The organism is Paenibacillus sp. NRS-1782 (genome assembly GCF_050467685.1).
In the GTDB taxonomy this organism is placed as follows: Bacteria; Bacillota; Bacilli; order Paenibacillales; family Paenibacillaceae; genus Paenibacillus; species Paenibacillus terrae_A.
The window spans coordinates 49,844-72,776 of sequence record NZ_JBITPH010000010.1 but is presented as its reverse complement, the minus strand read 5'-3'; the positions used below and the strand labels follow the sequence as shown (position 1 = coordinate 72,776).

Sequence of the window (22,933 nt, the reverse complement as noted above, 5' to 3'; positions counted from 1 at the left end):
TCAATCACCTTCTGAATCAACTCATTATCCTCACAAGCTTCCTCAGCCCCGAGCACATTTACCTTTTCGGCTTGCATGCCCTTTAGGAACCGAATCACCATATTCACTTTTGCCTTACCCAATTGAATCACCCTTTCGTTTAGTCAGCACATGATACCTCTGACCTTGCCGACTCAGCAACTACTTCTTGATAGCCATATTGGTTACCATTTATAAACTAAATAGTTGTATAATATTGTATAATGGGGTTCATTGAATAATTCGGTACATGAAGTGGGGGTATTTACCTATGCTTAAAAAACTGAATATCTATCAAGTTCTTAAATTTGTATGTGCCGCTGTTGTGATAATCACGTCCCTTTGGTCACTTGCTTATCCCGGCGACCATATTCTATTCAAATTCTCACAATTTTTCCTCGGTCTCATGTTTTTATTTTCTGGCTTCTCAGAACTTAAGGCAAATCGAAAAACTTACGCAATAATTAGCTTCAGTGTCTCCTTGTTTTCTATTTTGGTATTTATAACTACACTTTTATCAAGAAAAGGTTAACTACACGCACTCTAATTCTGACTCAGCAACGACTTCTTGATAGCCATACCGCTTGCCATCCCGAATTAAATATACGCCGCTATAGCTGCCAACACGGGCAATATATCGCTTCACAATCACATCTACATATTTGGGATCAAGCTCACTCGTATGGCAAAGTCGATCCGTTTCCTCACAAGCAATCAACGTTGAACCTGAACCACCAAAAGGATCAAACACGATGTCACCAAGCTTACTGGAATTTTTGATCGGGTAACTAATCAAGGGAATCGGCTTCATCGTGGGATGATATTCATTGCGAAATGGGCGATCAAATTGCCAAAGGGTTGTCTGCTTCCGATCACTGTTCCAGTAGTGTCCACCTGTTGGTTTCCAACCGTATAATACGGGTTCATGCTTCCAGTGATAATCCTGTCTACCCATTACCATTGCTTATTTAGCCCATATACAGCATTGTGCTAGTTTAAATCCAGCTTCAATAAATGCTTTCCTAAAGTTCAACCCTTCGCTATCTGCATGGAACACATAAATACTTGCTCCACCATCAGCTACTTCATACATCCGAGTATAGGCAGCCAATAGGAAATTATAAAACTGGTCGTCATCCATTTTATCGTTCTCTATTTTCAATGCATCCTTGGTCTTACCTGTATAGTCCACGTTATAAGGTGGATCCGTCACAATGAGTTGTGCCTTCTTACCATCCATCAATGTTGCGATATCCTGCTGATTAGTCGAGTCTCCGCATATGAGCCTATGCTTCCCAAGTAGCCAGATGTCACCTTTACGAGTAATCGGATGTTCGGGCAATGCTTCTTCTAGATTAAAATCATCCTCATCATCCACATTTTCTTCATGCAATGTATCCAGCAACTTCTCCGCTTCAGACCAATCAAAGCCCGTTAGCTCAATATTATATTCTGCTTCTTTTAACTCATCTAATAATGCAGCCAATGCTTCAAAGTCCCATTCCCCTGTAATTTTGTTGAGCGCTATGTTCAGAGCTTTCTCTTTCGACTTATTCACATCGACGATGACACAATCGACTTCATCGTATCCGAGTGCCTTCAATACTTTAGCCCGTTGATGGCCTCCTACAATGGTATAATCGCTATTACAAATAATTGGTTCACAATAACCGAATTCTACTACACTATTCCTGATCTTTTCAAACTCTGGATCACCCGCTTTTAAATCCTTTCTTGGATTATATTCGGCGTGTACCAGTTGATCGATCTTCAATTTCATCCATTTCATTTATAGAATTTGCTCCTTTTCTTTAAATCCATAATCTCAATACTCCTATTTATGTAAGGCATCAGCATTTCTACGTTTTCGAATTTGCTTTCCAATCCAACTCATTCCCCTTTCCACACTGACTTTTGAAAACTGAATCGTCCAAATCAAGCCACAAAACATACTTACCGAAGCGAAAGCGCGTATGATTTCTATGACTAATGCTTGTAACATTAATAGCATTTATATTTCTCCTTTCTAAATGAAAAAGGAACCCTAGCTCGTAGCCAGAGTTCTCGTGTAAGATATATATTTTTAAATTTGCTCATTGTGTCACGTGACACATTTTACTCTTTGTAGGTTCAAGTCCTCAATTCGTGTAGTTTAAAATTTTGCAAATAGCAGTCGGTATTCAGCAAGATTAATTTCAACCTGTAAATCAAAAAATTTAAAATAAGCAACCTGACTACAAATGAATACGTGTCTTGCGTATGAGGTAAATGCCAAAGTTTAAGCTACATTCCATGGACTGACCCCAGTTTCCCCTATATATAGAAAAGTAGGGTCACGTCAATCTATCATGTTCAAAAAAATAAAATGAAGACAGCCAACTATTGTTGGATGGCTACGGAAAGAAATAATTTGTTTACAAATTTTTGTTGACGGTTTCTTTTGATCTGAACGTTTGTACCAAATAAGGGGAAACTCTCTCACCATCTCGATAAAAACCACTTCGCTACGCTTCGTAAACGGTATTCATCGACCTGCCGCCGTTTCCCCTCTTGCCTTCGGCAATTCACCCTTTTGCGGCTCATTATGGACACTTTATTTGCAAATTTATCATAAGAGGAAGAAATCTTCCCTTAATATTAGGGAGAAAATCTTCCTTTCGGACTACTACAATAGTAGTTTACGATAATACTCGCTAACCATGTGATCGGTGAATGCATCTTGATCCACTAGCATAAACAACCAATATTGTCGTCCAACTTTTGAATGTGAAACTAATAGCACACTTGATTGCCAATTCCAATAAATGCGATGATGTATCCTGTACCGTAATTGAGATTCGTGATGAGTTTTTGCATATCGTCCATACGTCCCCTCTTCACTTCTGTTTGAATCAGCTTACTCCCAAAGCTTTAAATACCGCATCAGTCGGATCTGAATAAAATACAGGCTGTACTTTAATAAGCAGATCTGGCGGGACAGTCTGGAAGTCTACTACCGATGAAGCAGGTATCAGCACCTTCTTTGCTCCTGCATCTACACAAACCTGAAGGATATTGGCGAACTCTTCAACTTTAGCAATTGTGCCCCCAACGGTCATGTTACCAAGCACAACCAAACTTTCCTGAATTGGTCGTTCCAGTGCGCATGAACATAACCCAGTCAGTTCAGCTATAGCTAATTCATTCGTCAAACCTATCCCTTGCAAATCGCTGATGTACATGAGATAGTCCTTCGTTTTGGTGCTGATTGAGCCACTGATACTCTTACTATTAGAAGTAAAGTAGCGGTACGCCGTATCCAAGCTCTCCTTTGCTCCTCTATGAGAACCCACACCCGACTTTTCAAACTTACCTGTTCCAGAAACAACTTGATTCTCCAGCTTATACACACCAATCATACCTGAATCTCCATGGCCCACGGTATAAACGTGTCCTGGTTTTCCAAGCCCTTCTGGTATAAGTTTTTCGCCACCCTGCTCAGGAACAGATACATATTCTTCACTTAGCATTTCTTTATCGATGTAGGAGAAGTGGACATCGTAAAATTCCATGCCTCCAATTTTCTTGAGTTGTTCTTTTACTCGTCTTCTACCTTCAAGAGCATACTTCAAAATCTCTTCCACATCATCCCTTGTATACTCACCGTTCGGATAAAGGAGTTTTATAAAACCTGATACCGTTTTTCGCACAGCAATTACATCACGTTGATTCAAGTTATTACCCAACTTAAAGTACTGGTCAATAGCATCCGCAAATGAACGCTTCCGCATCTCTCTGAAATATTCGGCCATGTAATCAACTATGAAACCATATTTGTCCGTAAAAAAGTCTGGACGCATCTTCGGTACTTCCCAGCCAGGCAAGTAATAATGCATCCGATCAAAGAAAGCTGAGTCATTCGCCATCGCTTCAGGGAATGGTGCAAACAGATGCGATGTCTTAATCAATGAATCAAGGCTCTGATTGATGTTTCCGACGAAAACCATCGAAGCAGAAGCCGCCTTTTCTTCTCTGCCTCGTGCAAACGACCCCGATGCCATGTAATCCTTCATGATCTGAACGCCATCTTTATCTTTGAAGGTTATACCCGCCACCTCATCGAACGCCACCGTATCCCATAGACCTACCAACCCGACCTTCTTCGTGGACATGTTGTAAAAAAGGTTGGCTACCGTCGATTGGCCACCAGAGACAAGAATCGAGTTAGGCGAGATCTCCTTATAAACATGGGACTTACCCGTTCCTCTTGGTCCCAATTCACACATGTTATAGTTATTCTCGACAAGTGGCACAAGTCTAAGTAGAAGATGCCATTTCACCCTGTTCTCCAGTTGTGTCGGCTCCATACCTGTCGAGCGAATGAGTACATCAATCCATTCCTCTTTCGTGAAGTTCTTCCTACCCTCGAATACTTCATTTAGATCCATATTCGGCATTTGAATCGGTTTCAAGCTACTGATGCTGAAAGGATTGCTGTTCTTCACTTCTTCGTCGAAGAAATAATCCATCTTGAGCATACACCAGATCCCTCCTGCCAAGAGCTTATCAAACTCTTTGACATAGCTTGGAGAAATGGGAACACCTTTAAGACCCAAATTTGAGAACTCTGCTACATAGGAATCAATTTTTTCATTGAGCGTGACTGTAATCTTATCGATGATGGAATACTGACCCAGCTCTCGAATTCTGGATTTGATCTTCTCCGCTTCATCAGGTCGAACAAAATTTTCCGAGAGGATCTTCTTAACCCGTTCAACTCCTTCTTGGATGTTATCCTCCTCGTCCGTTGCCGCATACATACCCAACAAATATTCAAGTACGTAAACTGGAACATTCGCTCCTTCTTTCATGAGTTTCGTCAAGTCTTTTCGAACGACTCTGCCCGAGAATACATCGTTCAACTTACAGTCTAAATCGAATGATTGTTCTTCATTTATCATCTCCATCTGACATCCTCCCTTCCTCTAAAAATCAAAATCGCTAACAATACCTAAATTGATTGTAAACGGTGTCTTCTCCACGATGACATTCGTCTCATCATCTTTCGTAATGAGATAATAGTTGGCACTCTTATCATACGGAATCGACTTCAATGCAAAGCGAAGCTTAAATGTTCGTTCGTCTGGCTTATCTGAGGTACGGTCACAAATCAACATTTCCTCGTTACTAATTACCGCATCCGTTTCATCCACCATGTATATCTTTACAATCCGAGGAACTCGTTTATCCTCCACCTTCTCGGTTTGGAAGAAGGTAAGATTGAACAGGCTATTCGTGATCTTTCTTGTGGTGTTCGTGAGTTTTACATCCACTTTCTCAATTTCACGACTGTTCTTCTGTCCGCTTCGGATGTTCTTGAATTGAATGAGTGGCACAACGATCTCTTGAAGGCTAGCTCCACCATGAACAAAATTGGCTCCAGCTCCTTGGATTTTGAAGCGGATTGTTGCTTTTGGAACGTAAGTCGTAATCTGGTGCTCATTCTTGATTAGGCTGTCCATATTAATATCGAGAAGACCGCTTCGTTCCCCTTTTTCCTGTGAGAAGAGATGTCTCCTTTTCACTTCGAAGGCTTGAATAGCTTCCTTTTCAATCTTATCACTTTCTTCTAATGCATCACGTTGATATACGAAACCATGATCTGCAGTGATGAAAATGTTCGTACCGCTCAAATCATCTCGAATGATTTTAACAATTTCGTACAATTCATCGATGGCTCTCTCCGCCGCTGTAAACGTATAAACTTCTGTGGAAGCCTTATCTCCCGTAGCATCGATGCTATCATGGTAAATGTAAACTAACTTCTTACCTTTGAATGTTTCCCTCCGCCCCATCTTATTCATGTTTTTCAGCTCTTGATAGTGAATCGCCGTGCTATCGGTTACTGCCGCTTGCAAGATGTCCATTCGATTATCCATTCCGCTTGAGGATTTGCTATTAACCAACACCTTACCACTCAGATCAATTTCCAAGTCCTTATGCGGAAGAAGCGATGCCATTCCCATTTTCGTGACGGAAGGAACTACGCCTAACAATGACTGAATGTCACAAGCTCCTGTCGTCTCTGAATTCAGCTTGTCCGCCAATTCCGCCGCTATCTCATAACGAAGAGCATCCGAGATGATAACAAATACCCGATCACCATTATAAATTTTGGGCGCAACAAAGCTTCTATAAAAGTCCTTTTGGCTTTGGATACCTGGAAGCACCCAGCTTGATTTCATCTCTTCTTGCACAGCGGCGGACCAGTGTGAACTTAATTCGCCCATGTACCAGGTCGTATAGAGGTTTTCAACCATCACTTTGAGCTTCTTCAAGATTTCACTGTTGGAGTCATTATCATAAGAAACATAAAACTTCCTATAGAACATGTCCATTTGGTGATAGTCATTTACATATGCTCGGTACATGTCCACGGCTTGTGCTTTCGGAATGCCCATATTGTATTTCTTGTGGAATTCGAACATTTTAACAGTGTAGTAAAGAGCTTCATAAACGGATTGGTACCTTTCATAGTAATGCTTCGCTCTACGCAGGCTAATCAGCTTCATATACGTATCATAATCCTCTAGCCGTTCTTCTAAGCTATTAGCGATATAGATAATAAAGGCCTTATCGAAATAAGGGAATATATCCGCCGCCTTGAATTCTTCTATCGGAAGCTGGTTCACTATATCCGATAACTTGATTTCTTTCTCGGTGGTATCAGCATATTGGTCATAAACAAGATAGTCGGTTTTATGGTGCATCCAATGATCAACGAAAACCAACGCATTGGACTTGTTTCGAGTGGAGATATAGTTTTTGAAGAGCGATAGATGCTCCTCATTAACCGAATGACTTAGTGAAGTGACGGTTAAATGAATAAACAGTGTCTTGAGCGATTTGGAACTTTGCTCATAGCCATACTGCTCCGCTACTGCATTCCAAAACACATCTAACCCAACATGCTTTGAGATCGAATCCAGGTATTTGTTCTGGCTATCATTAAGCGTGTCCATAAGAATAACCTTTAGGACATCCTCGAAATCAGGTATTTTGAGATTGCACAATGCACTCATCATTACCAGTTCGATAGTTCCTTCATTAAATACCGAAATCTCATACCCCTTGAATTTCCGAATCCTATCTTTATTGCCAAAGAACTTCTCATATTTCTTCACCGAGCTTCGCAAAGATGGATCTATATTTAGCTCATTCATGAGTAGGGATGTTCTATCCGCATAAAAGGTCTTCGAGTACAAAATCGTATCTAACAACCAGTTATCTTCCATGCTCATGTCCAAGTTAGAGTAAATCAAGTAATTTGAGGTCGGATCCTCTCCTTCGAGCAATACCTTCGTATAGAAGTTATTAACTTCAGTCAATGTATGTACCTTGACGTTCTCTATGGAGATCTCATGTATATATTCAACAAACTCATGGTCTTTATCAAACCAAAAGATAATCTTCCGTTGCTCCCCCTCATTAAGAGGTTGCAGAAAGGCTTCTTGCAGTGCTTTTGTAACTTCATCCATATTCACGGTCATCAACACCTTTTTCATCAGGCTAAAATACAGGGATACACCAAGTTTACTGGCATATCCCCATTGTACCCAATTTATTTAATTGGAGCGAGTAAGCCTTCGAACTTAGCATAGTTCACAGCAACACCCTCATCCAGATCAATTTCAATTTGCATATCTGCCATATGATGGAGCTTTTCGTCATATGCTCGCAGTTCTTCGATCTTCAAGTCCAGAGACTTGAGTTCTTTCTTGGCATTGCTGATTTCTTTAGTTGTTCCGTTACCATTAATAATATCGAGTAAAGATTTCTTCTCGGCATCCATCCGAGTCTGAAGTTCATGCAAATAATCCGTTCTAATTCTCGATAGAGTAGATTTGTCATAGCGATGCATGTAAATTAAGCAATTAAATGCTTTCTGTTTACCTGAAGTGAATAGCCAGTAAATAGGTTTCTTCCTATAGGTTTGTAGGTGATCCTTAAAGAAATCATTTAGAAAGTACCTTCTAATTGCTTCCTTCGCAGTTTCTCCGTCTTTCTTTCCGAGGGCCCCTGCGATAAATTGTAAACTTTTCTCTAATGACACCTTTCCAAATGTAACTCCTACAAACTCAGTAAACATTGAGGTTATATCTCCATCCAAATAATGACCAACTATAGGGATTATGTTATCTTTATCAACTTTAATTGAATTGTATTTACTTACATCAAATTTCCCACCAGCAAAAATAAGACCCTTTTCTTCCAACGAGTATCTCCCAAACATGCACCCAACCGCATAAGAAATAAAACTTTTCATATCACGTTCTAAATCTGCTTTTCGGATACTCACATCTTTATCGTTAACATCATGAGTTAGTTCATTCTGCAAACAATAAACCTCAATAAAAATATGATTGAGTTTCTCTTCATTACTCTTTAGTTGTAAAAACTGCCTTTCAGTAAATTCACTCCATTTTTCAAATGCCTCGTCTATACCACCATTTGCAACCTTCCACTGGATCAAAGGATGCTTCTTAAAGTCCCAACTTGTTTCAAAATTGTCCCAATCTATTTGAGAAATTTCTATGTTTTCTCTTACAATATTTGAAACATCATTTCCACAAAATTTTAAAGGCAAATTTCTTATATCGTCAGGCATAATATTGATAGTTGGATTGAAAATATTCATTATATAATTGCTTACTTTTGTATTTAGCCAACCTAATAGATTTAGTGCACCTATCTTGTCTTGTTTTTGTTTAAAATAGATATTATTCGAGGCACTTTCTGTGATAAACCCTTCAGACAGCCATCGATAGCTTGTATCTGAGGATGAAACCCTTGAAATTGTTATTGCTTCTTCAAAATTGTATTCAATACCTCTCAGGGTTGCCCTCGGTTTCCCCTTATGATCTATGAATGTTTTTAACTTTTCACCATCATCTTTCCAATCTATTACGTAATCTTTGTTTCCATACCATTTTCTAAAAGATCCCCCTTTATTACAAGGAAACCACTTAGTTTTATTACCAAAATCGACCTCGTACCAATAACGAATAAATTTTCCATTTTCACCTGTCGTGATTCCATTTCTCACTTCATAATTAATTGAAACTACTTGTCCTTCTTCAAACAGATCTAAAAGTGAATCATTTAACCAATATGCAATAGGAGTCCCAGGAACTTTAGCAAAGTTTCCTTGATCAAAACTGTAACGGTGTATGACTATTTCGTTTTTTGCGGACTTAATAATCATATCTCTTTTATCTTTTGCAGTTCTCTCGTCAATTAATCTAAGATATATACCTTTATTGTTAGGCAGATATCCTCTCCTCAAAACAAAGGCTGTAGATTGAACAACCTCCCCTCCAATCTCTTCAAAAGCTCTTGCACCCAAGTGTACCATCGTTGAGATTGTCTTTTCTCTAATTATCTTCTCCCTCAATTTTTCAAAACTACCTAAAAACATCCAAGAATGTTGGTTAATACCTGCATAATAACCCTCTGGTTTCAGGTAGTGATCAATTTCCATAAAACAAGCAAATAAATCTGATTTTGAATCTGGATAATTCTTTTTAAGGAAATCCGATAAAACTAAATTCATATTTCCATATCCCATATATGGTGGGTTAGTCACTAAAACATCATACTGCGTAGCCATTATATCAGCCTGTTTTAGCAATTCAGGTAACAAACTAAGTGCTTTTTCTCTTATTACTACTTCAAACATATCTTTTGCTGGATTAACTTTAATGTATTCTAATCTGTACTCCAAAAAAAATCTATCGTAATCAGCAATTTTAATTAAAGAACCAAAAGTTTTTGCATTTAAAAACTGTTCAACAAACATTTTCACTTTATGATAATTAGCACCTTTTTTTTCGCCTGCAATAAAAGCTAATTCCTCTTCATTAATTAAGTTTGTTTCTTGAATAGGAGCCAAATGTAAGGATAAACCTTCATTTTCAATACTTCTAAAAAATCGTTTATTGTAGGCAAGTGCTTTCATAACAACAGAAAAGCATGCAAGTTGATAAGCTCGGTGATCAATATCCAGCCCATATAAGTTATTCTCAATAATCAATCTTGGTATTTCTCTCTCCATATAACCACATTCAAGATATATTTCATATAGAACATCAAACAGATAAACAAGGATATGTCCCGATCCCATCGCTGGATCAAAGCATTTAATATCTTCAACCCTTAACCCCTGATTCGCATTCGGGAAAAATTCCTCATCAAAATCTTCATTTTCACTCGACTTTATGAAATACTCCCATTTTTGAGTTAGGCCGCTATGCTCTTGATGTGACTCTGTCCAATATCGACCTAAAGAGTTCTGGACCATGTAACGAACGATCCAATCAGGTGTAAAAAGTTGAGTTGCATAAGGAATTTCTTCTTTTGAGAACTTTTTCTTTTCCCTAAAGACCCTTTCTTTCTCCTCGGCAATATAAAATTGATATAGCCACCCAATAATCTCAACCTGTTCCCAATGAGATTCTGGAATTGCTGTTACATCAGTCATCCCACGTAAAAATGAATCTTTCCCTAACAATCCATCAGGAAACAAAATCTCTTTGTAATCATCAATGGTCTCAAACATAAATGGAAGATACTTATTTAAGTTATTACACTGTTTGATAACCAAATACTTATATAGATCTTCTGAATTATTGCTTAACTTCAGCTCATAGACTAATTCTTTATCGATGTTCAAATCAACCGATAATGCCTCTTTAATAATATCAGGTTCGGTGCTTACGGGATTGCTGGACGACAGTACCCTTACCTTTGAAGGTAGATAGTTATTTACTTCCATATAACGTAAAGCTGTAAAACGGTTAAACCAAGTGTAGGCTACTTCCTCTACAACCTGCTCGTACCCCAGTTCCTTTATTCGAGAAATAAGCTTCTCACGTTGTTTCTTTCCAATTGCATCAAGCGGTTTACCATCAATATAAAAAGTATCCGAGCTTTCGAATTGGGCATTCTTGATGCCTTCCTCGGTAATCCCTATTCTAAAGGCTTTAGCTTTGACTTTCTCAAGCAGCTCTTTACGAGCATTAGTTGCAAAGTTTTTCAATGCTGTCTTATTCATGCGTACTGTTCACCAACCCATACAGTATTATTTCATACAATAGTCGGAGTGCCATGACCTAAGCCACGGCACATTGGATTAATCAATAAACTCGATTTGTTTGTTGCTTTTAATGATCTCCTTCAGCTTTGCTGACAATGTATTCAGCAACATATCTACATCTCCTTCTGTCCTCAAGGTTTTAGTAGAAAGTAAGTTGTTTACTCTTACTCGTTCTCTCTGAGTAACTGGTTTTACTAATACATAAGGTCCTTTTCCTTCATCCACTGTTTCTTGCTGTTTCACTTGAGTTTTCTCAAACTCATGAATCTCACAATTGATTGCGGTATCTTGTCTATCTCTAAATGCAGAGCTTTGTGTTATAGTCGCATCTACCTTGAAGATATCGGTTAACTCATTCATACCTCTGAATAAATTATTGTAGTAATCCACAATTCGTTTTTTTGTTTCTTCTGATACTCCATCTTCATTTCCCCGTAGCGTGAGGTGATCAAGATCCAATTGAATCATGCTCTTCGCCGCTACTTTCTTCTCTTCAAGTACACCCTGGATTTGCTCATCAATTTTATTCACAAGCTCAGGGATATCCTTAATTTTTCGATAAGGTTGTACTTCCGTTAATATCTCTTGCAGTTTTTCAGTATAGCCTATAAACTCGTCACCTGATAAATAAACATCGTTTTCTTTGTACTTTTCTATTGCACGAAGTCCTTTATCAAAGATATCTTTTTGTGATGCAAAGAAGCTCTTCACATACGAAACATCTTCTTCCCAGTCCAGTAGATTATCTTCCAAATCACGAAGTTTAGTGAAGAATGAGACGTTATCTAATCCTTTTGTGAACTCACCGAAATATTGAAGGCCTCGTTCCAAGAGGCTACCTCCTGGATATTTCCTACCTTCGTAGCGGCTTTTGAGTCCATTAATTTCTTTTACCTGATCTTCAATTAACCCTCGAATGTCCCTTATCAGTCCATCCTCATCATCTGCTACGTCTGTTTTATTGAATACTTGCTTACAGATGTTTTTCGCAACTTTCAATAATGACTCGTCTACGATAACCCGTTTCACAACAATGACCTTCTCGACTTCGCTCGCTTTGGTTAAAGCATTAACAGCATTTCCATCTTCAGGCCCCATGTATTCCGAATTAAGCCTTAATCGGATCCGTTGTTCTTTCATTAACTCCGCAATCAAACCCGAAATGTCGAGATCTTTCCAACCATAAGGCTTGTCCTTGAAGCGATCTAATAACATTTTGACTCGAATTTGCTTCTGAATACTATCCTGCAAACTGATAAAATCCATGACTTCTTTAACAGCCAACTCATTAGCGTTCGCCGCCGCTCCATCAATAGTCAATTGCTCGGTTTTTCTTCGTAAGATCGAAATAAGATCCTTTTCTGAGTCAAGGAACGTTTTCACATAACCAAGCTTCGTATACACATTTTCGACTAATGACTGAAACCCAGCATTAATCCGCTCTTTAACCGATGATCCTTTGATTTCTGCTTTATTCCCATTAATGAAGAAAACGCCGCCTTTGATGGCTTCCTCCAGCATATCTCGCACTCTACGCCTGCGATCTCTCGCCTCAGCTTGTTTATTGTTCAAGATGTTCTGAATGCTCTCTGGAAGTTGAGTCGGATTTTTCTTTTTCCGATACTCTTCGATCTTGAGCACTTCTTCTATCTCTTCCACATATACTTCATTCGCACCCAGCTTGAGAATCATCTCACCTGTACCAGATGACATAAGCATTAGTTCTTGCTCTAATTTAGCATAGTGATCGGAAAGCGGCGAAAGAATATTGATGCCAATACTTGATGTTTGATTACCAATATTCTTCTCATCAATCTTCTGATTGTACGGGAATTGGTATTGTGCCGAGTAACGATATCTCTTGTCATCATATAAGTCTTGATAGATATAATTAGCAATCTCCCGCTTGATGACATCCTCTTCAATCTTCATACCCTTGATCTCACGGTTAATGTCCTGCTCGTCATCCGTTAAGAATAAGTAAAACTCACCATTCTTCTGAATTAGTGTTTGAGAAATCAGTTTTCGTAGTGAACTTTTAATCTTCTCTTTCAATGCCAACTTATCTTCATCGATCTCTGTGACCATGAGCGTGGCTATATTGTCGATATTCGCAGGAAGCTCTTTGATATACTTAATCATGAACAACACTTTAAGCAGATCCATGTTAAACGGATCATCTTTTAATGCTGGATTCTCATATGCACCTTCAATAACCCTTGAAATGGATGGGGTTAAGAACTCTTTGATCGTATCATAAAAAGCATAGAAAGGAATTAATGCGCCTTCCTCCGAATCCTTATACCTCAAGCCAGCTTCTTTAAAAGCAGAGAGCATAGAACGCTCCCCTTCCGATAGGTGCTTACCTGAACTGCCGTGCTTACGCACTTGCTCGAATACGTTTTGGAGGAGTTTAAATTGATACGGAAGGAACGGATATACTTCTGAGAACTCCAGGTCATTCTCATACCCTCGCAAATCTGCAGTGCTATCCTTGAAGCTCAACAGATTCTTGAGTGTTGCACTCTTCTCATGGTGGAGAAGCTTCAGCTTATCTGTAACGTGCTCCTTCTTTTCGAGAATCCGCTTCTTGATAACTTCGTCTACCGATATGGAGGAAAGAGACAGTCTCGTATCGAATCGTCCTTGGATACGGGAGAAGTCATCACCTTTCACCTTCACAATACTGTCGATACTTTCCTGCGAAGTGACCATAATCCACACTTTTCCTGAGCAATGCGTTCCAAGATCTTCTGCCAACGTTTGGAGGTTAAGCATTAATTGTCGGCTGTCGCCTATGTATTGACCGATCTCATCGACAAAGAAAATCAGGTGGAAGTTGTTACCCTTCTGAGCAATGTAATCCTTAACATCCTTCGAGAACTTTTCGATGCTAATCTCAAAGTTATTTACACCGTTCTCAAACCAGTTTCTCGCAGTTTCTTCAGACATTGAAGTAACTTTTGTTAAAGCTCCTATGACATAATCAGCATCAAAATAGAAGGTGTTTCTGCGCTCTACCCATTCTTCGCCTGCCGCCGCTTTAAATTCACGTTTAAAGTCTTCGTACACGCCTTCTTTGGTTAGATATTTCTCCATCTCTGCTACACCAGGAATATCACCATAGTAGCCCTGATGTTCGTAGAAGACTTTAGTAAATACCCGAAGAATTGCATCTTCTTTAGACTTGTTGTCCAATGAACTTTTCGAATCAATATTAAACAGGATAACCTCAGTCTCTACGTTAGCTGTTCTTTTCATGTTAGCAAGAACAATTGGATCTTGAATTTTATCAGCAAAAAAATCAACTGCTCGCTTGTCTTTAGCCTTCTTATTTTCAAGCAAGTAAGCAAGGATTTTCAAAAAATGTGACTTACCCGAACCGAAAAATCCCGAAATCCAAACGCCCATTTTATCCGTATTTCCGTCGATCCCTTGCTGATAATTTTCGTAAAATTTGGATAAGTGCTTATTTAACTCTCGTGTCACAACATATTCATCAAGTTCCTGATAAATGTTCTCTTCGTCAGTCTGTCCGACCTTGATGACTCCCTTAATCGGCCGCTCTATCCCTTTTACAAACATATCTTTGATTAGCACAAGTCTTCCCCCTCTGGTTTAATCAACTAAACGAAATGCTCTATAATAATTATCGTCTTTGAACCGATCAAATAAGCGTAATGATAATCCATCGTACTTCCCTGGGAAGAACATAATCACTGGGATCTTATCCAGCACCTCTTGAAGATTGTTCAGGATATTATGAGAACGCACAAAAGGATAAACCTTGCCCACACCTGTGATTAAAACAACGTTATGGTCGCCCAATTGCTCTTTGATCTTGTACAAAAAAATATCAGGTTTCGCAAAGTTAGCCATCGCCTTAAACAAAGCATCTTTCCCCTGCTTCTCTTCCATCTGAGGGATCCGCTCAAATATTCTCTTCTCCTTAGCATTCTCAATAAGTATCTTGTATAGATCGAACTCAATGAGGCTGCGGTTAGAGCCTTCTTGACTAAATTCCTTCAATATATGTGGAATGTAGTTTCTAACAACAAGTTCACGCTCAGGTTCATAATCAAATACATAGAAGCTGATCTCGTTTCCCAGGCCTCTACCCTCGATGAACTTATCTTCCTTTATCTTAGGTATGATCTTGTCGAGTCTACTATTCAAGTTAGTCATACTATACCTCACCCATCGCTCTTACATAGGCAATGTCCCCAATTTGAATCAAATGCTGTTTCAACTGCTCGTCCATCAACGGTCTGCTTAACTCACCTGTTTTCTTGTCCTTCAAGACTCCTGATTCGTAAAGAACTTTTACATATACTTGCTTCAGCTTATTGACTGTCTGTTCTGTCCAAGTCGCAACTCCAGTATGTTGCTCCCCTTTAGATGCAATGTATAGGTTAATATCCTTTTTTTCCAGTAAATAGTTGTCAGTCTGGAATTTCTCCCGAATTACTTCATTCATAAATTCGAAAAAGAGCCTATCCGTCTTCATAATGGCATACAAATTAATGATCTTACCTGACTCTAATGATTGCTCCAACACCATCTGACATAGTGTTTCATCGAGTATACTTGCTCTTCGCAATACCGATGGCAGGCTTCTTTTAATGCTTGACTTAGCCTGATATTGAAACAGATTATCCGTAGACACCTTTTCCTTAATTTTCGGTTCTTTTAACCCTTGAACTTTAAGTCCTACAACCTGCTTTAATTCGTAAAAAAGGAACGATGCGCCGGTTATGGTCACACTATAATTTAATTCTGTGGTCATTGTTCAACTCCCTGTTTTCAACCTCATTAGAATGAATATCTTCAACTATTCCATTCATATGTAATATCTTTTCAATCACTTCAAGTCGCCGTTTTCCACATTGTTGTTTGAGAATCTTTGTAAATTCATTCTCTTTCAAAATCTTATTTGGATTGTTTGTGTAAATGCCTGTTACATTGCTCATTAGAACTTCTTCAGTAATCTGGTTTGCCCAGTACCCATCGACAATACCATTCAAAACCGTAGCCAGTTCTCGTTGTGTTTTGTAAAACAACTTAATTTCCAAAATCAACACCTCACTGCAACTCAAGTAATACCTTAATATTATTTCATTCTTACTTTTTCCACAATGGAAGATACTCGTAAAAAAAGAAAAACCGCCATTTCAGCGGTTTTGGTATTATCCCCATTAAGTGAATAATATACTGCAATCCTCATGCCACTCAACTCCAAAGCACTTTTTTGAATGCAGGAACATATTCAAATTAATCTTTAACCCTCATACATCAATGCTTCTCATCCCTATATATTACTACCACGCACTCCACATGCACCGTATGGGGAAACATGTCCACGGGCTGAACCTCCACCGTTCTATACCCGCCATCCTCCAGTATCCTTAAATCCCGTGCCAGCGTACTCGGATTGCAGGATACATAGACCACGCGCTCTGGCTTCATCTCCAGAATTGTTTCGAGCAGGCGAGGATCGCAGCCCTTGCGGGGTGGATCGACGACGATGACGTCGGCTGTGATGCCTTGCTCTTTCCATGCGGGGATGACGTCTTCGGACGCGCCTACCTCAAACTTCACATTGCGCATATTGTTCAACAGCGCATTACTCCGCGCATCCTCAATGGCTTCTTTGACGATCTCCACCCCATACACCTGATCCGCATGCTGAGCGAGGAACAAGGAAATGGTGCCGATGCCGCAGTACGCGTCGATTACCGTTTCTTTGCCCGTGAGTCCGGCATATTCAACGGTTTTGCTATACAGCACTTCGGTTTGAACAGGGTTCACTTGATAAAAGGATCTCGCGGAAATAGCGAATTGGACGTTTCCGATGTAATCATAGATCACGTCACGGCCCCATAGTACACGGGTTTCGTCGCCAAAAATAACATTCGTTCGCTTGGTATTCACGTTCTGGCAAATGCTTGCCACGAGTGGGATATGCTCACGAATACTGCCGATCCAGGCATCTGCGTGTGGGATATCTCGTCCATTCGTAACGAGCACCAGCATCATTTCACCTGTACGAAAAGCAGTCTTAACGACGACGTGACGCAGCAGTCCGCGTCCAGTTTCTTCATTATATGCGCTGATGCCCAGCGTCCGTCCAATCTCTTTGACACGTACAACGACTTCGTCGTTACGCTCGTCCTGAATGAGACAGGTGTCCATATCCACAATACGATGACTGCCACGTGCGTAGAAGCCGCCGACAAGCCCGCCTTCGGTGACGCCGATCGGCACCTGGGCCTTGTTGCGGTACCGCCACGGATCGTTCATGCCCAGCGTAGGAAGTACCTTCACCGTAGCTTGTTCACCTGCGATGGAACCTTCATTTCCCTCCACCTCCAGCTTCCCGATACGCTCCAGCACGTCCACGACATGCTGCCGTTTCCAACCCAGCTGCGCTTCGTAGCTCATATGCTGAATCTGACAGCCGCCGCACTGATCGTAGATGGCGCAGGGAGCTGCAATCCGGTCGGGGCTTGCCTGAACGATATCCAGCAGCTTGGCATAGCCGTACTGCTTTTTCGTTTTCAGCACCTTTATCCGTACCTTTTCACCCGGCAACGCGCCTGGGACGAACAGTGTAAAGCCCTCAACACGCCCCACGCCTTCGCCGTCATGGTTCATGCCGATGATGTCCATCACGGCTTCATCGTTTTTTTGCACTGGCAGATCGGTACGCTGCTCTGCACTAACTCGGTTACGATTGGATGCATCCTGACTTCGTCCACCACGGGAAGCGCGATGCGATCCACGTCCCTTTTCCGATGTCTTCCGTTCCCTTTCCTGCGCACTTCCACTCACACTTCTGTTTCCATTTCCGGTCCCAGCTCGAAGCTGTCCCTGTCCTCTTTCACTGTTCATCGGCATGGTCTTTTTCTGCGGCTTCCCTTGATTGGGAGCTGCTTCATTCCGGCGGCTTTTTCCACGTCCGCTACGGCTACTCGTCATTTTAGATGTCACTTCTTTCTGATAATCTTTTCAAACCTGCTGATGCTCATGATCGGCATACAGCCTCATATATATCACGCGGCCATTACTCCACTCATTAACGCCAGTACCGTGAACTCGAAAATGCCGTTACTCCCCACGGAGAACGGCAAGAACCGATATCGTCACAGCGAAAAATAACTTCCAGCTCTACATTTCATATACTGTACTGCATCGTCTTTCCTTACCGAAAAACATTCAAATGATGCGGTAAATTGCGGAAGGTTGCTGGCAGGGTTCCACCCAGTTCGCCATCCAGATTAAGTTGAACATAGCCGGGCGAGGTGACTTCCATGTAATCCGTTTTAAAATATACGATTTTCTTGTCCTGCAAGTGCTCACCACGCAGCGCGAGTGTCACGAGCCGAATCATTTCCGCCAGATTACATTTGCGCACAGCGATCACGTCGAGCAGCCCATCATCAATGGTCGCACCGGGCGCCAGCTTTTCAAATCCGCCCACCGAATTCGTATTAGCAATCAGGAAAAGCATGAACTCGTCGTGTATCACTTCCTGACCCGATGCCTTGATAATCAGTTCTTGCGGGGCAAGGCTGACCATTTTCTCCACACCCTTAAAATAATAAGCCAACTGTCCAATCATCGTTTTCAGCTTACTGGGAACTTCATACGTAAGCTCGGTTAAAGTCCCTCCACCCGCGATGTTAATAAAATAGCGGTCATTAGCTTTTCCGATATCCAGCGGCTTCGCATTTTGACGAATGACCAGATCGCAATAGTCCTCCCATTGCTTGGGAATGCCCAAGGCTCTGGCAAAATCATTCGTCGTACCTAACGGGAATACGCCCAAGGGCGGACGGTTTTCCCTTTCAGCCATTCCGTTAATCACTTCGTACAATGTACCATCCCCACCTGCGGCAATGATCATATCATACCCGCGCTCAATGGCATCCATCGTCTCACGAGTTGCATCCCCTTCTCCCGTAGTTGCATGGCAAGAGGCTTCAATACCGCCTTCATCCAGACGCTGCAAAATGTCCGCAAGGCGACGCTTCATTTCCTCGCGTCCGGAGGTCGGATTATAGATTAATCTAGCACTTTTCATTCCCGTTACGCCACCCGTATATTTAATGATATTTAGGTTTATATTCTCATTCATCACATTCACTCTATACAAAATATCATCATACTGGAAAAAGACCTCTTTTACAATAAAAGAAGCCTACGCTTACCTAAATACGGAAATTTCAGGCTATGATAAAGCTGTAGCTGAATCAAGCGCCCTGTTGCTCAATCCTGCTGCTGCATTCTTTGCAGCAGTTCATGAATTTGCCCGTTCATCCAGCTTGTAAGCAGGGGATGCGGCAGCAGAGGATCTCCCGAATAACGGTATTCAAGCCCCTGTAATCGTCCAGGAATGATATGACTTGTAAAATATCCCGAGCTTACAAAAAGCGGCGCCACTATAACATCATGACCCCGCTCTCGCTTCCAGTACGCTGCCTTATCATATACACTCTCAGGATTCAGCAAGGCGTAGTCCGTAGCGATACTACTCACCCTTTGCACCCTACGGGCTAACGAAGAAATCCCTCGCTCCCAGCGCTGAAAAAAGCCATCATGCACACTGCCATGTCCCACGAGCAAAATAGTCTCTCTCGCAGGATTGACCGACAATGGGCTAACCTTGTCCCACACCATGTGAGCCACATCTTCTCCGTCATCCACCGGACTGCCAAAATGCACACACGCCTTGATTCGAAAAGGCTTTAAATCCGTTTCTTTGTCTGGCGCAACCTTGACTCCCAGCGCATAACTGATCTCATCTACATGCGTGCTGCCTGACGACATAAATAAGGGCACAACCAGCAAATCTGTCACACCTAGAGCTTCCAAACGATCAATTCCATTCTGGATCAATCTGCCTTTAACCGTTTCCAAAAATGAAACCTCTAACGGCATGTCCTTCGGCAAATGAAGCTTTGCGGCAGCCTGATCCACCTGTTCCACCCAATACGACTCCCTTGAGCCATGGCTAATGACCAGTACCCCAGGGCTTCGCATTAGCGCCCCAGACGCTCAAGTGTCAATTTATACCCGTCATTACCGTAGTTCAAGCAACGCTTAACACGTGAAATCGTAGCTGTGCTGGCACCCGTCTCTGCTTCAATCTGGTTATACGTACTACCTTTACCCAGCATACGGGCAACTTCCAAACGTTGAGAGAGCGACTGAATTTCATTAATCGTGCACAAATCATCGAAGAATACATAGCACTCTTCCAAATTTTTTAGAGTTAGGATGGCTTCGAACAATTGATCAATACTTTTATCATTAAGCTTTTTGAGCTGCATGGATTATCATCTCCCAAGGTTACGATCTATCCCCATTGTACCCGAGGAATAGTTGGTTTTTCAAGCGTTAACGATTTCACGCATCACAGAACAGCATTATTTTTTTAGCAGGATCGTACTGTGCTATAGCCCAAATCCGCTTTTATACCTAATTTCGGGACACGCGCCTAAACCCACTGTGCGTTTGTAACATACATTAGAGTATCAACCAACAAAGGAATGTGATCTCATGCCTGGAAACTACTATCATCGGAGGCCGCCACAGCGTTCCCTTTCCGATCCGTATAATTCCTCTTCATATCCGGGACTCGACACGTACAGCGATGTTCCGCAAGTCGATTCCTCCGGAATCGTGCCTTACGAGGCACCATCAAATATTACAGAATCTGCCGCCGTGGTCACATCTGATCCGGTCCCAGCCAAAGGAGGACTGCTCGGCGGTCTTAGCAGTCTTGGCAGCCTTAGCAATCTCAACGAAATTAAAGGCTTCATTGACCGTATGGGCGGCATTGACGGGATTGTCGCTACTTTCGGCAAGGTACAAAAGGTCATGTCCAGCGTGCAGCAGTTTGCGCCAATGGCGAAGCTGATTATGGGCTCACTCCCAGGATTGGGTAAATCGGCGAGCAAAAATTCTGCAAAGGAACTCACCAAGGAATTGGATGAATACACACCACCTCGCACACGCCGAAAAAAGACACAGCGCAAAAGCACCACGACCCCGCGCAGACGTCCGAGCAAGCGCAAGAGGAAGTAGGCAATTTTATTTAAACCAGCCCCGACGCATAAACCAGATTACCATCGCTGCACTTAATATGAACATAAAGAACAGCACTCCAAAATAACCATATTTCCAGCCCAGCTCGGGCATATACGAAAAATTCATACCATAGATCCCCGCAATCAGCGTCAGGGGCATAAAAACAGTCGTAATGACGGTCAGCGTCTTCATGATTGAATTCATACGGTTGGAATTTAGCGAAATATAACTGTCTCTCAGGTCGGCTGTCATCTCGCGGTCGGCCTCCAGCATGTCGGTCAGCTTCAGCAGATGGTCATAAATATCTGTAAAATAGGCCATATGCTCTCCTTTACCCTGCACATGCTGCGAATTAAGGACCCTGTACATCAAATCCCGCATCGGCACAATTGTACGGCGCAGCTTGAGTAGCCTGCCTCGCAGAGCAAATACCTGCTTCATCAAGTCCTCCACTGATTCACGCCCGCCCAGGCTCTCCAGCTCTGCCAGCTCATCCTCAATCATGAACAAACTCGGGAAATAGTTATCCACCAGCTTGTCCACCACCGTATAAGCCGCAGCCAGCGGCCCACGCGACCAAATTTTGCGTTCATTGGCATGCTGGACAATCCGTTCCCAAGCCTGATCCAGCTCCTCCAGTTCATGATGATGGTACGTCACCAAGTAACGGCTGCTAATGAACATATCCACTTCTTCCGCATCCAATGTATCTACATCCAGCGCATGTACCACCAGAAACTGCACATCCTCATAATAGTCCAGTTTCGGACGTTGCAGAACATGCAAACAATCCTCCACAGCCAACGGATGAAAATGGAAATAACTCGTCAGAAGCTCTGATTCATGATCGGTAGGCTCGCTAAAATCCACCCACATCCATATATAATCCTCCATGACGATCTGCTCCAGTGGCAGCCCCACCGTCACCTGATGATCATGGCCTATAACCAATGTACGTATCACCGTACGTCCCCCTCGCCTAGCACTACTGTCATTAATTCTATATATATTGTATATAAGCTATTCAGCGTTATACAAATCTCAAGCCTCATATTCATGCTTCATACAGCCAAATAAAGAAAAGGATATCTCCGGGCCATCACCATCCCCAAAATATCCTTATGAATATAAATCCAACTCAAACGATATGTTCCATCTCTCTATCTGTTAAGGAGCTAACTTCAGGATTTCACAAAATCCTCAACTTATAATGACAACTATGCTTCAATTAATTTCACAAAGCCTGTGCTTGTCGCTTCATAGCCTAACCGTCGATAAAATTGATGCGCATCCTGTCGCTCACTCCGATTACCGCTGTTCAAAGCAATGGCAACCAAACCATTCTCTTTGGCCCAAGCTTCCGCCTCCTGATTTAGCGCCTTGCCGATGCCTTTATTACGATGTTTCGAATCCATCACAAAAACAACGATACGCGCATAATCTTCATTTCTTTCATAAAAAACATCATAGTGTAGCCCCACCATCCCCACCACTTCCCCTTCCATTTCAGCAACCAGGGTATGATAGTTAGGATTAGAAGCGATACGCTCATATCTCTGTTTCATTTCCTCTATAGATGTAGAATAACCCAATTCCTCCATTAAATATGCCAAAGCCGGAATATCCTCGCGATGAGCAGTCCTTATCTTCAAAGTAAGCCCTCCACTTATGAAAATAAATATCATAAAA

At 41.5% G+C, this 22,933-nt stretch carries 15 protein-coding genes and 1 pseudogene; 2 read left to right on the top strand and 14 right to left on the bottom strand.

Features of this window, described 5'->3' with window-relative positions; all coding sequences use genetic code 11:
• The first annotated feature begins 268 nt into the window (after positions 1-268).
• Positions 269-550 carry a DUF3953 domain-containing protein gene (locus ACIFQM_RS03825; RefSeq protein WP_430065036.1) on the top strand — a complete coding sequence of 94 codons (282 nt, stop codon included), beginning with the start codon at positions 269-271 and terminating at the stop codon, positions 548-550.
• Here the strand turns inward: ACIFQM_RS03825 and ACIFQM_RS03820 are convergent.
• From ACIFQM_RS03820 to ACIFQM_RS03765, 12 genes and pseudogenes are all read right to left on the bottom strand, one after another.
• Positions 551-1,807 (bottom strand): annotated as a pseudogene (locus ACIFQM_RS03820) (site-specific DNA-methyltransferase).
• 1,102 nt (positions 1,808-2,909) lie between these two features.
• A complete protein-coding gene (gene brxL, locus ACIFQM_RS03815) occupies positions 2,910-4,964 on the bottom strand; it encodes a protease Lon-related BREX system protein BrxL (protein ID WP_430048801.1) in 2,055 nt (684 codons plus the stop codon).
• An 18-nt stretch (positions 4,965-4,982) separates the two neighbouring features.
• On the bottom strand, positions 4,983-7,535 hold the full coding sequence (gene pglZ, locus ACIFQM_RS03810) for a BREX-1 system phosphatase PglZ type A (RefSeq protein ID WP_430048810.1): 2,553 nt from the start codon (positions 7,533-7,535) through the stop codon (positions 4,983-4,985).
• 83 nt (positions 7,536-7,618) lie between these two features.
• Positions 7,619-11,110: a BREX-1 system adenine-specific DNA-methyltransferase PglX gene (gene pglX, locus ACIFQM_RS03805; RefSeq protein ID WP_430048798.1), complete on the bottom strand. Its 3,492-nt coding sequence runs from the start codon at positions 11,108-11,110 to the stop codon at positions 7,619-7,621.
• A 78-nt stretch (positions 11,111-11,188) separates the two neighbouring features.
• Entirely contained in the window at positions 11,189-14,752 is a 3,564-nt protein-coding gene (gene brxC, locus ACIFQM_RS03800) for a BREX system P-loop protein BrxC (RefSeq protein WP_430048795.1), read from the bottom strand.
• Positions 14,753-14,770: 18 nt separating this feature from the next.
• Positions 14,771-15,337 carry a DUF1788 domain-containing protein gene (locus ACIFQM_RS03795; protein WP_430048793.1) on the bottom strand — a complete coding sequence of 189 codons (567 nt, stop codon included), beginning with the start codon at positions 15,335-15,337 and terminating at the stop codon, positions 14,771-14,773.
• Between the two features lies 1 nt (position 15,338).
• Positions 15,339-15,938 carry a DUF1819 family protein gene (locus ACIFQM_RS03790; RefSeq protein ID WP_430048790.1) on the bottom strand — a complete coding sequence of 200 codons (600 nt, stop codon included), beginning with the start codon at positions 15,936-15,938 and terminating at the stop codon, positions 15,339-15,341.
• On the bottom strand, positions 15,916-16,224 hold the full coding sequence (locus tag ACIFQM_RS03785) for a TIGR04540 family protein (RefSeq protein WP_430048788.1): 309 nt from the start codon (positions 16,222-16,224) through the stop codon (positions 15,916-15,918). The genes ACIFQM_RS03790 and ACIFQM_RS03785 overlap by 23 nt, the downstream gene beginning before the upstream one ends.
• A 220-nt stretch (positions 16,225-16,444) precedes the next feature.
• On the bottom strand, positions 16,445-18,130 hold the full coding sequence (rlmD, locus tag ACIFQM_RS03780; RefSeq protein WP_430045753.1) for a 23S rRNA (uracil(1939)-C(5))-methyltransferase RlmD: 1,686 nt from the start codon (positions 18,128-18,130) through the stop codon (positions 16,445-16,447).
• Positions 18,131-18,353: 223 nt separating this feature from the next.
• Positions 18,354-19,235, bottom strand: coding sequence for a diacylglycerol kinase (locus ACIFQM_RS03775; RefSeq protein ID WP_430037864.1), 882 nt, complete (start codon positions 19,233-19,235; stop codon positions 18,354-18,356).
• Between the two features lie 185 nt (positions 19,236-19,420).
• The gene (locus ACIFQM_RS03770; RefSeq protein ID WP_430065034.1) at positions 19,421-20,194 is read right to left on the bottom strand and encodes a sirohydrochlorin chelatase; all 774 of its coding nucleotides are present in this window, start codon (positions 20,192-20,194) and stop codon (positions 19,421-19,423) included.
• On the bottom strand, positions 20,194-20,484 hold the full coding sequence (locus ACIFQM_RS03765; protein WP_014279885.1) for a YerC/YecD family TrpR-related protein: 291 nt from the start codon (positions 20,482-20,484) through the stop codon (positions 20,194-20,196). The genes ACIFQM_RS03770 and ACIFQM_RS03765 overlap by 1 nt, the downstream gene beginning before the upstream one ends.
• Before the next feature lie 229 nt (positions 20,485-20,713).
• Here ACIFQM_RS03765 and ACIFQM_RS03760 point away from each other — a divergent pair, with 229 nt between their 5' ends.
• On the top strand, positions 20,714-21,241 hold the full coding sequence (locus tag ACIFQM_RS03760) for a tyrosine protein kinase (protein WP_430037870.1): 528 nt from the start codon (positions 20,714-20,716) through the stop codon (positions 21,239-21,241).
• Between the two features lie 6 nt (positions 21,242-21,247).
• Here ACIFQM_RS03760 and corA read toward each other — a convergent pair whose 3' ends face one another.
• Positions 21,248-22,207 carry a magnesium/cobalt transporter CorA gene (corA, locus tag ACIFQM_RS03755; protein WP_430037873.1) on the bottom strand — a complete coding sequence of 320 codons (960 nt, stop codon included), beginning with the start codon at positions 22,205-22,207 and terminating at the stop codon, positions 21,248-21,250.
• A 254-nt stretch (positions 22,208-22,461) separates the two neighbouring features.
• Positions 22,462-22,896: a GNAT family N-acetyltransferase gene (locus tag ACIFQM_RS03750; protein WP_430037876.1), complete on the bottom strand. Its 435-nt coding sequence runs from the start codon at positions 22,894-22,896 to the stop codon at positions 22,462-22,464.
• Positions 22,897-22,933 lie beyond the last annotated feature (37 nt).